Here is a 12,826-nt window from a genome sequence, read left to right on the forward strand (position 1 = left end):
TCCTGTGCGGTGGTGCCGGGGTGGCGGAGCCGAGCGGCAGGCCCCGCCACCCGTCATGGGGTTCGGCCCGTCAGCTGTAGACGCCGAACTCGTGGAGGGAGTAGCCCCAGCCGGTGCCGCGTGCGGTGAGCTGGAGCTTGACGTACCGGGCGGTGGTGGCGGTCTCGATGGTGTCGACGTCTCCGTTACCGGTGGTCGTGGAGTGGACCGGACGCCAGGTGCTGCCGTCGTCGGAGACCTGCACCTCGTAGGCGCGGGCGTAGGCGGGGTCCCAGACGAGTTGCAGGGTGCGGATGGGCTTGGCCGCGCCGAGGTCGACCTGGATCCACTGCGGGTCGCTCCAGTCGCTGGCCCAGCGGGTGCCGGTGTCGCCGTCGGTGGCGTTGGTGGCCGGGCACGGGCAGTCGCCGTAGGAGGCCTGGGCGGAGGAGGCGGTGGTGGGCCTGTTCAGGGCGATGTTGGTGCCGGTCATGGGCGGGGCGACGACCTTGACGGACTTGGTCTCGATGCCGGCGTTGCCGCGGCCGTCCTCGGCCTGGATGTAGACCTTCCACACGCCGAGCTTCTCGGGCGCGGTGACGGCGAAGGTGCCGTTGCCGGTGGAGCGCCACTGCGCGTCGACGAGGCGCTTGTCGCCGTTGGCGTAGTTGCCGCTGAGGTAGATCCTGGGGGTGACCTGGTCCCCGTCGGGGTCGCGGATGTCGGCGCGCACCGTGAACTCACGGCCGGCCGGAGCCGCGGAGGCAGGGCTGACGGTCATGTTCGTGATGACGGGCGGGGTGTTGCTGCCTGCGGAGCCGCTGTACGCCTTCTTCACGGCGTAGTACGACAGGCGCTTCAGGCCGTCCGGGAGAAGGTTGAACCAGATGCCGCCGAAGTCGTGTTCGAGGCCGTAGTGGAAGAGGGTGGCGCCGAGAGCCACGCCCTGGTGTCCGGTGACGCAGCCCCACGCCTTGGTGTAGCCGTCGGCCTTCTGGACGTCGGTGGGCTCGTCGGGGATGCCGTTGACGTCGTCGGGGACCTCCCACTCGCCGGCGGGGCCGCCCTCGGTGATGATGTACGGCTTGTCGTAGCCGCCGTCGATCCAGTCCTGGCGCACGCCGCAGATGTCGCCGTAGGAGTTCATCGAGTACAGGTCGAGGTCCGGTGCGTTGCGCTTGTAGTACGGCCAGGCGCCGGTCCAGGCGTCCGTGGAGGTCACGGGGTGGTCGGGGTCGATGGAGTGGATCTTCTTGGCGACGTCGTTGACGAAGGTCGTGTACGCGTTGCGCTGGGCCTCCAGCTCGGCGCCGCCGTAACAGTTCTGCAGGCCGAGGACGGACTCGTTGCCGACGTTCCACATGAGCGTGGCCGGGTGGGACTTGTAGGTGTCGACCCACTTCGCGAACTCGGTGAGCGCGGTGTTCTTGTACGCGGTGTCCGTCACGTAGTTCACGCACCCGCCGGAGCCCGGTCCGCCGCCCGGCTGGAGCCAGAAGCCGTTGACGACCTTCAGCCCCTGGGCGGCCGCGGCGTCGAGCAGGGGCTTGCTGGAGGCGTCCGTCCCCCAGGTGCGGACGGTGTTGACACCCATGGACTTCAGGTCCGGCATGTAGCGGGGAGCGTCGGCCATCGCCGGGCCCCAGGTGAGGCCCTTGACGGTGTAGGGCTGTCCCCCGACTGTCAGCCGCCAGTTGCCCTGCGAGCCGGTCACCTTGACCGCGCCGGCCGGCGGCGGGTTGGTTCCGCCGTCGCTGCCGTAGACCTGGAACTCCCACAGGGAGTAGCCGTAGCCGGTAGCTCGTGCCACGCCCTGCATGCGGACGTACCGGCCCGAGCCGGAGACGGCGAGGTCGTCCGTGCCGCCGTCGCCGCCGGTCACGGTCTTCAGGGTGCGCCAGTCGGTGCCGTTGTCGGACGCCTGGATCTCGTAACTCCTGCCGTAGGCGCCCTCCCAGGTCAGGACGGTTCGGCTCAGGTCCTTGGTCGCCCCGAGGTCGACCTGGATCCACTGGGCGTCGCTCCACTGGCTCGCCCAGCGGGTTCCGGTGAGGTCGCCGTCGACCGCGGCGGCCGCGGACCAGGCGGCGCCCTCCGCCGACGAGGCGGTGGCGGTCCTGCCCTGGGAGAGGAGGGTCTCCGCGGCCTGTGCCCGCGGGGCCAGACTCAGGGTGAGTGAGGACGCCAGAAGGGCGCCAAGCGTCACGAGGGACGTTCCGTTGCGCCCACGGGAACGAGTGGGCGTGGAGGGGGGACTGGACACGTGTGCTCCTGGCTGATTCATGACGCCGGGCGCGTGGGGCCGGCCGTGGGGCCGGCTCGCGTGCGGCGCTTCGTGTGGAGGGGGATGCACGGTGCTGCTGCGCGAGCCCTTCCGGGCCGGGCCGCGGGGACGTGATCACCCGGCCCGGAAGGGAATCGAAGGCCTCACCGGCGTACGGCGGTGAGGCAGCGGCGTCTCAGGGGAAGGAGACGACGGTGGACGGCACGGTCGAGGTGCCGGCGGGGATGGTGGACGCCCCGGTGTCGTTGATGACGTGGTTGTAGTGGCCCATACCGCCGAGGGACACCACCAGGAGGCTGTGGAACTTCACCCCCGGCTTGACGGGTGCCTTGAAGCCGTGGTCCTGGACGATGGTCGGGTCCACGTTGTAGTTGCAGTAGCTTCCGAGGCCCCAGGCCTCGTGGGTGTTCACCGAGTCGTCGACCCGGTAGGCGGCGTACCCCTTCGTGCTGCCGTTCTGGATGGCGGCCTGGTTGGGGGCGTCGTACGCCTTCTCGTTCTGGTAGAAGATCGTGCGGCCGCGCTCGCCGTACCACTCGACGTCGTACTTGTTGAAGTGCTCGACGAACAGGCCGGTGGCCAGCACGTCGTCGCCGTTGACCCGGACGCCGTAGTCGGCGCGGTTGGTCTCCCAGCCCCAGCCCTCGCCGTGGTCGGCGCGCCACACCCAGGTGTGGTCGATGATCGTGTCGTCACTGTTCACGACCATGCTGGTGGTGGCCTTGCCCGCGCCGGCGCCGCCGATGCGGATGTACACGTCCTGCACGGTGGTGGGGTTGGCGGCGTGGTCCGCGCCGGAGTTCTGCGGTCCGAGCTCCAGCAGCGTCGGGGAGTTGACCGGGCCTGCATCGATCAGGAATCCGGCGAGCCGGACGCCGTCGACGTCGGCCACCTTCATCGCGGTGACGCCGTTGTCCGGGATGATCGTGGCGAGACCGAGACCGAGCACGATGGTGTTCGCGCGGTTGACGTTGATGGTCTGGTCGACGTGGTACACGCCGGGGGTGAAGAGCAGGTGCAGGCCCTGGGCCAGCGCCTGGTTGATCGTGGCGGCGGTGGCGCCGGGCTTGACCACGTAGAACCGGCTGAGCGGGACGGACTCGCCCTGCGGGGTGCCGTTGGCCCAGCTGGTGCCGCGGGCGTTGACGCGCTTGGCGGGCGCGAAGACCTTGTACTCGTTGCCGTCCAGGTAGAGGTAGGGCTTCTCGCGCGAGATCGGGGTGGTGTCGAGCGTGGTGTAGCGGGGCTCGGGGAACGAGGTGGCGGGTGCGCCCTCGACGCCGGAGAAGGTCTGGTTCCACACGCTGTTGGACCAGCCGTCGATCGCGCTGTCGCGGGTGTACCACTGCTGCTGCGAGTAGTTGCCGATCTGGCCGTCGACCTTGGAGTCGGCGATGTAGCCGCCGCTGGCCCAGCCGTAGCCGTTCGGGGCGAGGTTGAGGCCGCCCTTGACGTGCATGCGGCGGAAGGAGGAGGCCTGGGAGACCGCCCAGCGGTTGGTGCCGTTGACGGGGTTGAGGGTCAGGCCCTCGGCGCCGCGCCAGAAGTTCTGGGTGGCGTTGCCGTTGAACCAGCCCGCGTCGACGGTCACGTCACCGTTGATGGTGGTGTCGCCCGGGCGCAGGCCGAGGCCGGCGATCTGGGTGTAGAAGCCGATCTGGGCGTTGAGGTTGTTGTACGTGCCGGGCTTGAAGAGGAAGGCGTGCCGGCCGGAACCGAACTGGGCCGACTCCTGCTGCTGGAACACCTGGTCCAGCTTGCCCTGGATGTTGGGGGTCGAAGGGTCGATGACGTGCACGTTGGGGCCGAGGTCACCGCCGCCCGGCAGGACCGGGCCGCTGTCGCCGCCGCCGTACACCTGGAACTCCCAGAGCGAGTAGCCGTAGCCGGTGGCTCGTGTCACGCCCTGCATGCGTACGTACCGGGCCGTGCCTGATATCGCGAGGGTCTCCGTACCGCCCGCGCCGGTCGTGGTCGAGTAGGCCGTCGACCAGTTGGCGCCGTCCGTCGACAGTTCGATGCGGTAGGCCCTGGCGTACGCCCCCTCCCAGCGCAGCACCACCTGGCTGAGCGAGGCGGAGCTGCCCAGGTCCACCTGCAGCCACTGCCCGTCGGACGCGGCGCTCGACCAGCGGGTTCCGAGATTGCCGTCGACCGCGTCGGCCGCCGGGGTGCCGTAGTGCTCCTGGCTCGAAGCCGTGACGGGCTTACCTTGCGACAGCAGCACGGGAGCCGCCTGGGCCGTGGTCGTCGGAACCACCGCCAGGAGCGTGGCGGCCAGCGCGGTGACGACGGCACCCGCGAGACCGCGCCGCACGCGCTCGCGGGTCGGCGGTGAGGCCGCCAGAGGCATGCCAAAAGTGGACATAAGGGGTGTCTCCTTGAAGCGAGAGAGGCGCGTGGGAGAGCGCTCTCCGGAACCATGCCCGCCCCTCCAGGCACGGTCAATATCTCTGACAAGACTTTTCTTTTCACTTGGCTTAAGTGACGATGGAGGCCCTTCCGGGGCCAGATCGCGCCCGCTCGGGCGAGGACGCGCACCGACCTGCGAGTTCTCTTCCGAACGCCGGTACGCAGCTACGCGAGCGGGAGGACGCCCGGGCCGGGGTGGACGCGTCGGACGCCCTGGCCGTCTCACGCGGCGCCGCCCGCCGCGGAAGGCGCGGCCCTGCCCGCATCGGCTGACACGGACCGGCCCCCCTCATCCGCGGGCTCCGCTCGATGTGAGCGGGTGGCCGGGATCCGGTCTCCCGTGGGGCCCTTCTCACTCCCGGCCGTGACGAAGCCGGCCGGCTTCAGCGCTTCGCCGTGTGCATCCTCGCGTAGGGGCCGCCCCGGTCGATGAGCTCGTCATGGGTTCCCACTTCCGCGACCCGCCCGCGGTCCATGACGACGATCCGGTCGGCGTCCTGGATCGTGGAGAGGCGGTGGGCGACCACGAAGACGGTCCGGCCCCGCACCAGGCGGCTCAGCGCCTGCTGGATCAGCGCTTCCGAGTGGTTGTCGAGGGCCGAGGTGGCTTCGTCGAGGACGAGCACGCGGGGATCGCGGATGAGGGCCCGGGCGATGGCCAGGCGTTGCTTCTGACCGCCGGACAGCCGCGCGCCGCGCTCCCCCACGACGGTGTCGACGCCGTGCGGGAGGCTGTCCACGAACTCCAGTGCGTGGGCGTCGTGGAGGGCCTGCCGGACGGCGTCCTTGCCGGCGTTGCGCAGACCGTACGTGACGTTCTCCTCGATCGTGCCCTCGAAGAGGATCGACTCCTGGGGTACGACGGAGACGAAGTGCCGGTAGGTCCTCAGGTCGAGCCGCGCCATGTCGGTGCCGTCGAGGAGGATGCGGCCGCCGGTGGGCCGGATGAAGCCGATCAGCAGGTTGAGGACGGTGGACTTGCCGGCGCCCGAGGCCCCGACGAGCGCGACGGTCTCGCCGGGCCGTGCCGAGAGGGTCACCTCCTCGACGGCGGTACGGCGGTCCGCCGCCCCGGGCTCCCCGTAGGCGAAGGTCACGTTCTCGAAGTCGATGCGTCCCTCGACGGTGGAGATCCGCTCCTTGCCGGTGTTCCGCTCCAGGTCGGGCTCCTGGAGTACTTCGCCGATCGAGCGCACCGATTCCAGGCCCTTGCTGAGGACCGGCGCGAGGCTGAGCAGCGTGGTGACAGAACCCGTCAGGACGGTGAAGAAGCCGCTCAGCATGACGACGTCGCCGGCCGTGACGGGGAGCCAGCCGTGGTAGGCGACCAGCGCCGAACCCGTCAGGCACAGCAGACCGAGTGTGTTCAGCACGATCCACGCCAGGGAGCCGAAGCGCCCGTTGAGCAGGTCGAGCCGGATGCCCTCCGAGCGGACCTCGTCCAGCGTGGCGTTGACGCGGCCGAGGGCCGCGTGCTCCAGGCCGTGGGCCCGGGTGATGGGGATGAGCGAGGTCATCTCCCCCACGTGTGAGGACAGTTGTTCCATCCGGCGCCGGAAGAGTTCGTTCTGGTCGCGCAGTCGGCCCCGGAGCCTCATCACCAGCAGTCCCGCCGCCGGAACGACGATCAGGAAGACCGGCAGGAAGGAGGGGACGCGCAGCCCGATCACGACCAGTCCCCCGACCAGGGTGACCACCGCCGCGAGCCCGAGGTCGGCGCACTGCATGAGCATCTGCTCGACCGCTTCGGCGTCCCGGATCACTTTCGCCTGAAGGACACTCGCACTGGTTCGCGAGTGGTAGCCGATCGACAGCTGCTGCATGCGGGCGCACAGCGCCGAGCGCAGCATCGTGCCCAGTCCCCGCACGATGGTTCCCATGCAGCGCACGTAGACCAGGTGCAGAGGGAAGTTCAGTAGGAGAACCGTCAGGAGGACCACGGTGGCGGTCCACAGTTCGGCCACGGGCCGGTGTTCCACCACCACGTCGAGTATCACCGCCGTGATGAGCGGCAGCAGCCAGATGGGACTGTGCTTGGCGACGAACGTCACGACGGCCACCGTCAGTCGTGGAAGCTCGGGACGCAGCAGCCGGCCGAGGGTGCGTACGGGGTTCTGCCCGCTGTAGGCGTGGTCGGCGGGCAGGGGGGCCGTCCGCGGGGTCGGCTGTTTCGGTCGCATGCGTGTCATTTCTGCTCTGTCGGAAGACAGGGTGCGGGCGGCGCGTCGGTCCGTGGACCGTTCGCGCCGCCCGTACCCCTTACGTCTGTCGTGGCCGTGTCACCAGGTGGACGGTGCCGGCGGGGCGACGACCGGAGGACGGTCGTCACAGGTGAGGGTGTCGGGCAGCATCCACGGCGCGAGCCAGCCGCCGTCGTTGTCGCCGCGGTCGGTCAGGGCGAACTCGGATCCCGCGGTGGGGAAGTTGAAGGAGCCGCAGTTGTTGACGCCGACCGCCCCGACATTGCGGGCGTCGACGTTCTCGAAGGTGGCGGAGCCCTTCACCCTTGCGCTGAGGACGGAGGTGCCGGTGCCGTCGACGCGGACGTCCTTGAAGTGGACGGCCGGGATGTCCACCTTGTCTTTCACCCCGTAGTCGCTGACCAGCATGATCGCGTTGTAGGTGGAGTCGAGGTAGTGATCGCCGGTGACCTGGATGTCGGCGTCGATGCTCTTGTCCAGGGCGTAGAACCAGAGGGCGCCGAGGCCGATCTTCCAGTTGAGGTCGAGGGTGCCGGCGCGGACGGTGGTGTTGCCGGTGAAGCGGAGGGTGCCGGTGAAGGGCTCGGCTCCGAACCGGGAGCCGGCGTGCAGGCCGCTGCCCTCGCGGACGGGGTCGGCGACGAGGTTCCCCCTGACGGTGTTGTCCTCGCCGCCGTAGATCGCGATGCCGTTGGCGAGGGTCGGGGACTGGACGGTGTTGCGGGAGAAGGTGTTGCGCGCGTCGGTGGTCGTGTCCGACCACATGGCCAGGCCGTCGTCGCCGGTGTTGCGGATGAAGTTGTTGTGGGCGAGGGAGTCGGTGACACCGGTGTGGAAGTTGAGGGCGTCCGCGATCTGGTCGGTGATCACGTTGTTCGTGACCCTGACCTTCGACATGGGGCCGTCGAACCACAGGCCGACCTTGGTGTGGTGGATGTACAGGCCGTCGATGGTGGAGTCGCTCATGGCGCCGCCGATGGCGTTGACCTGGTCGCTGTCGATCCGCTCGCGGACGTCGCCCTCGATGGCGAAACCGCGCAGATGCACGTTGCGGCTGCCGCCCTCGGCCGCGCTCCTGCCGTAGAGGCCGACGCCGGTGTGCCGGGAGCCGTCGGGTGCGGGCGCGGCCAGGGTGACCTGACGGCCCTTGAGGATCGTGTGCCAGTTACCGGCACCGACGATCGTGACGTCGTCGACGACGAGGTGCCGGTCGACCCGGAAGGTGCCCGGCGGCAGGTGGACCGGCCGGTCGATCCGGCGGGCGAGGGCGATGGCGCGCTCGATGGCGGGGGCCGCGTCACGCCGGCCGGTGGGGTCGGCGCCGAAGGCCAGGACGTTCACGCCGCCGCGTTCCACGTGCGGTGCGGCGACCAGTTCGGTGTCGAGGAGGTCGATGACGGTCCAGGCGGCGGAGCTGCCCTCGGGGACGGTCAGGCGGACCCGGTCGCCCGCCTTGTAGGTGCGGCCGAGGTGGAGTCGCTGCTCGTCGTAGAAGTGGGTGGGCCGGAAGGGCTTGGCGATCCGGGGCGCCGGGGTGGTGGCCGCGGGGACGCACGCGCACTCGGTGATCCACCAGTCGGGGTGCAGCAGGTCCGCCTGGGGGTCGTTGGTGAAGGGGTACTGGTTGTAGAGCCAGGAGTACTGCGAGGTGAGCGTCATCGGTCTGCGGTGGCCGCCGTTGACGGTGACGTCCAGCGGCGCGGTGATGCCGCCGCCCTCGGGGGCGTCCGGGATGCTGTAGCGGACGGTGAGGGCGTTGGCCGCACGCGGGAGGACGAACTCGACGTGCTGCTCGGGGGCCAGCCGCACCGCGGAGCGTCCGGACGCCTCGGAGGCAAGCGTGTACGGGGTGCGGTCGGGTGCGATGACGGTGCCGTCGGTGGAGGCGTTCTCCGCCTCCTGCTCGTCGAAGGCGACGGCGGCACCGCGCCCGGCGACGAGCTCGGGGGCGAGGCCGGCCCGCGTGACCACGGGGCCCGTGGCGCCGGCGGCCGGCTCCCGGCCCGCCGTACCCGCTGCGGCCACGCCGTCAAGGGTCACACTCAGGCTCAGTGCGAGGGCGGCGGTCGCCAGGACGGCTCTTCGGCCGCTGCGCGCGCCGCGTCCGGATCGGCTCGAGTTCATTTCGGGCTCACTTCTGTCAGAGGTGATGCGGACATCGCCCGGGCGCGAGGCCCAGGCCGTGGGAGCAACAGGCCCGGTGTGCCGCCCCCTCGCGAGGGGGCGGCACACCGGGCATCCCCCCCGTGCGCGGCGTGGTCAGGTACGCCGTCGTACGGCGAGTTCTCCGTCGACCGGCGGCGTGGTCAGGTCCGCAGCCAGACGGCGGTGTCCGAGGGGAGCGTCCCGTCCGCCGGCAGCTCTTCACTGGCCAGCAGGACCTCGCTGTGCGACGGGAGGGGGACGGGGCCACCGGAGAGGTTCACGACGCACAGGAAGTTCTCCGCGCGGGCGAAGGTCAGCACTCCCTCGGGGGACGGCAGCCATCCCATCGGGCCGTCACCGAGTCCGGCCTCCGCGCGGCGCATCCGCAGCGCCGTGCGGTAGAGGCTGAGCATCGATTCGGGGTCCGCGGTCTGCCGGTCGACGGCGTAGCGGGCCCAGTCGGCGGGCTGCGGCAGCCAGGTTTCCGTACCGGCGCCGAAGCCGTACGAGGGAGCGTCGGCCTTCCACGGCAGGGGTACGCGGCAGCCGTCACGGCCCGGGTCGGTGCCGCCGGAGCGGGCGTGCATGGGGTCCTGGATGCGGTCCAGGGGGATGTCGGCCTCGGGCAGTCCGAGTTCCTCGCCCTGGTACAGGTAGACCGACCCGGGCAGGGCCAGGGTGAGCAGGGCGGCGGCGCGGGCGCGGCGGGTGCCGAGCTCGAGGTCGGCCGGGGTGCCGAAGCGCTTCTTGGCGAAGTCGAAGCCGGTGTCCTCGCGGCCGTAGCGGGTCGCGGTGCGCGTCACGTCGTGGTTGCAGAGGACCCAGGTGGCGGGGGCTCCGACGGGGGCGTGTTCGGCGAGGGTGTCGTCGATGGTGCGGCGTAGCCGGTCCGGTTCCCAGGGGCAGGAGAGGAAGTTGAAGTTGAAGGCGGTGTGCAGTTCGTCGGGGCGGAGGTAGCGGGCGAAGCGTTCGGCGTCGGGCAGCCAGACCTCCCCGACGAAGACACCGCGGTACTCGTCCGCGATGGCCCGCCAGGAGCGGTAGATGTCGTGGATCTCGTCGAGGTCGATGTACGGGTGCGGGTCGACGCCCTCGACGAAGTCGCGGAGGTCGGAGTCCTTGGTGAGCAGGGCTGCGGAGTCGATGCGGACGCCGGCGACGCCGCGTTCGAACCAGAAGCGCAGGACGTCCTCGTGTTCGCGGCGCACGTCGGGGTGGGACCAGTTGAGGTCGGGCTGTTCGGGGGTGAAGAGGTGGAGGTACCACTCGCCGTCGTCGACGCGGGTCCAGGTGTTTCCGGAGAACTGCGACGGCCAGTCGTTGGGCGGGAGTTCTCCGTTCTCACCTCGGCCGGGGCGGAAGTGGAAGCGTGCGCGCTCGGGGCTGCCGGGGCCGGCGGCGAGCGCGGCCTGGAACCAGGCGTGCTGGTCGGAGACGTGGTTGGGAACGATGTCGACGATGGCCCGGATGCCGAGCGCACGGGCCTCGGCGATCAGCTTCTCGGCTTCGGCGAGGGTGCCGAAGGCGGGGTCGATGGTGCGGTAGTCGGCGACGTCGTAGCCGCCGTCGACCAGCGGGGAGAGGTACCAGGGGGTGAACCAGACGGCGTCGACGCCCAGTTCGGCGAGGTAGGGCAGTCTCGCCCGGACGCCCGCGAGGTCCCCGGTGCCGTCGCCGTCGCCGTCGGCGAAGCTGCGTGGGTACACCTGGTAGATGACGGCGTCGCGCCACCAGTCGTCGGTGCGGGACGGATGAGGGGCTGCCACGGGGCGGTCCTTTCGGGCAGGTGGTTCTTCGCCGCCGGCCCTGACAGCGGGGCGGCGGATGGGCCGGCGGCGAAGGCTTCTGGGGTGGTGATCCGGGGCCGGGAGGGGGGCTGGTCAGCCCTTGAGGCCACCGGCGGTGAGTCCGCTCATGATGTTCCGCTGGAAGATCAGGAAGATCAGCAGCGTGGGAACGGAGGCGATGGTCAGAGCGGCGATCAGGACGTTGACCGGGACACCGTTGGACAGTGAGTAGATGCCGACGTTGAGGGTCTGCTTCGACGGGTCGGGCAGGGTGAGCATCGGCCAGAGGAAGTCCTTCCAGACGCCCACGACCGCGAAGATCGACACCACGCCGAGAATGGGCCGGGAGATCGGCAGGACGATCGACCACAGGACCCGAATGGACGAGGCCCCGTCCATGGACGCGGCGTCGAGCAGCTCCTTGGGGATGGAGTCGAAGAACCGCTTCAGCAGGAAGATGTTGAAGGCGTTGGTGACGGCCGGCAGCCAGATCGCCCATGGCGTGTTCAGCAGGTTTCGCTCGATGACCGGCACGTCGAGCACGGTCAGGTACTGCGGCACGACGAGCACGGTCGCCGGGATCATGAGCGTGGCGAGCATCATGCCGAGGATCGCCTTGCCGAACATGGGCCGCAGCTTCGACAGCGAGTAGGCGGCCGCCACGTCGAGGACCAGCTGGAAGGCGAGCGCGCCGAAGGCGTAGTACAGCGTGTTGAAGAGCAGGGTGGCGAGATCCATGACCTCCCAGGCCCGCGTGTAGTTCTCCGGCTCGAACGATTCGGGCACCAGGGTCGGCGGGGTGGCGATGACTTCCTGGGCGTCCTTGAATCCGCTGGACACGAGCCAGTAGAGCGGTCCGAGGAAGACCAGGGTGAACAGGAGGACGACGGCGGCGAAGACGGCCCAGTAGAGGACCTTGCCGCGGGGCCTGGCGAGAACGGCCGGCGAGATGAGCGTACGTGTGGACATGGCTGGTCTCCGGTCCTACTCGTCCTCGGCGCGGCTGAGCTTGACGTACACCGCCGAGAATCCGGCCAGGAGTACGAGCAGGAGCAGGCCGAGCGCCGCCGCGGCACCGTAGTTGTTGAAGTTGAAGGCGTACTGGTAGATGAGGTAGACGACCGTGGTCGTCGAACCCTCGGGGCCGGCGCCGCCGGTGAGCAGGAACGGCTCCACGAAGACCTGCATCGTGGCGATGACCTGCATGAGCGCCATCAGCGACAGGATGAGACGGGTCTGCGGGATGGTGACGTGCCAGATCTTGCGGAACAGGCCGGCGCCGTCGAGCTCGGCCGCCTCGTACAGCTCGCCGGGGATGGACTGGAGCGAGGCGAGGTAGATCAGGGTCGCACCGCCCATGTTCATCCAGGTGGAGGCGATGACGACGGCGAACATCGAGATGTCCGGGTCCTGGAGCCACTGCTGCTCGGGCAGCCCGATGGAGGTGAACAGCTCGTTGAGGAGACCGTAGCCGGGGTCGTAGAGGTACTTGAAGAGCAGGACCGAGGCGACCGGCGGCAGCATCACGGGCAGGTAGACCAGGAGCCGGAGGTAGCCCTGGCCGTGCTGGAACTCGTTGATGACCACGGCGACGAGAAACGGCACCGCGAAGCCGAGGACGAGCGCGAGTACGGTGAACAGGGCGGTGTTGCCCCACGCCTGCCAGAAGGCCGGATCGTTGAACACCGTGACCAGGTTGTCGAAACCGACCCAGGTCGTGCGGCCGTCCTCGGTCTTCTGGAAGGCCAGGAAGAACTCCCGCACCATCGGATACCAGGAGAAGACGCCGAAGCACAGCACCGCGCCGATGAGGAAACCGTGTGCGGTCGCATTGCGCCGCAGGGCACGCGCGAAACTGCCGGAGGCAGGCCCCGGCTTCGTCTCACGCGGCGGGGCGGGGCGGGTGCGATCCGCCTTGCTCGGGGTCAGGCTGGGGGCCGACATCGTCGCTCCTTGGTACTGTCTGCCGGTTCTGAGCCCGATCAGGCGGACTGATGGGCCTGGGCAGGCCGGAGTGG

7 protein-coding genes are annotated in these 12,826 nt (G+C 69.8%); all 7 read right to left on the reverse strand.

The features are described 5' to 3' along the window. Positions 1 to 70: 70 nt before the first annotated feature. Entirely contained in the window at positions 71 to 2,263 is a 2,193-nt protein-coding gene (locus M5362_RS03880; RefSeq protein WP_260225866.1) for a discoidin domain-containing protein, read from the reverse strand. Positions 2,264 to 2,438: 175 nt separating this feature from the next. Beyond that, positions 2,439 to 4,616: a discoidin domain-containing protein gene (locus M5362_RS03885; RefSeq protein ID WP_374214411.1), complete on the reverse strand. Its 2,178-nt coding sequence runs from the start codon at positions 4,614 to 4,616 to the stop codon at positions 2,439 to 2,441. A 442-nt stretch (positions 4,617 to 5,058) separates the two neighbouring features. After that, a complete protein-coding gene (locus tag M5362_RS03890; protein ID WP_260225868.1) occupies positions 5,059 to 6,855 on the reverse strand; it encodes an ABC transporter ATP-binding protein in 1,797 nt (598 codons plus the stop codon). A gap of 99 nt (positions 6,856 to 6,954) precedes the next feature. After that, on the reverse strand, positions 6,955 to 9,000 hold the full coding sequence (locus M5362_RS03895; RefSeq protein ID WP_260225869.1) for a glycosyl hydrolase family 28-related protein: 2,046 nt from the start codon (positions 8,998 to 9,000) through the stop codon (positions 6,955 to 6,957). Between the two features lie 182 nt (positions 9,001 to 9,182). Further along, positions 9,183 to 10,787: a glycoside hydrolase family 13 protein gene (locus M5362_RS03900; protein WP_260225870.1), complete on the reverse strand. Its 1,605-nt coding sequence runs from the start codon at positions 10,785 to 10,787 to the stop codon at positions 9,183 to 9,185. Positions 10,788 to 10,901: 114 nt separating this feature from the next. Further along, positions 10,902 to 11,777 (reverse strand): carbohydrate ABC transporter permease, encoded by an 876-nt coding sequence (locus M5362_RS03905; RefSeq protein ID WP_260225871.1) that lies wholly within the window; start codon positions 11,775 to 11,777, stop codon positions 10,902 to 10,904. Positions 11,778 to 11,792: 15 nt separating this feature from the next. Beyond that, positions 11,793 to 12,752: a carbohydrate ABC transporter permease gene (locus tag M5362_RS03910; protein ID WP_260225872.1), complete on the reverse strand. Its 960-nt coding sequence runs from the start codon at positions 12,750 to 12,752 to the stop codon at positions 11,793 to 11,795. Positions 12,753 to 12,826 lie beyond the last annotated feature (74 nt).

The sequence above is a fragment of the Streptomyces sp. Je 1-79 genome (assembly GCF_025195125.1).
Taxonomy (GTDB): domain Bacteria; phylum Actinomycetota; class Actinomycetes; order Streptomycetales; family Streptomycetaceae; genus Streptomyces.

What these genes read in the sequence shown, in the direction of transcription:
- M5362_RS03880 (WP_260225866.1), bottom strand. Translation starts at nt 2,263, where the DNA reads ATGAATCAGCCAGGAGCACACGTGTCCAGTCCCCCCTCCACGCCCACT.
- M5362_RS03885 (WP_374214411.1), bottom strand. Translation starts at nt 4,616, where the DNA reads ATGCCTCTGGCGGCCTCACCGCCGACCCGCGAGCGCGTGCGGCGCGGT.
- M5362_RS03890 (WP_260225868.1), bottom strand. Translation starts at nt 6,855, where the DNA reads ATGCGACCGAAACAGCCGACCCCGCGGACGGCCCCCCTGCCCGCCGAC.
- M5362_RS03895 (WP_260225869.1), bottom strand. Translation starts at nt 9,000, where the DNA reads ATGAACTCGAGCCGATCCGGACGCGGCGCGCGCAGCGGCCGAAGAGCC.
- M5362_RS03905 (WP_260225871.1), bottom strand. Translation starts at nt 11,777, where the DNA reads ATGTCCACACGTACGCTCATCTCGCCGGCCGTTCTCGCCAGGCCCCGC.
- M5362_RS03910 (WP_260225872.1), bottom strand. Translation starts at nt 12,752, where the DNA reads ATGTCGGCCCCCAGCCTGACCCCGAGCAAGGCGGATCGCACCCGCCCC.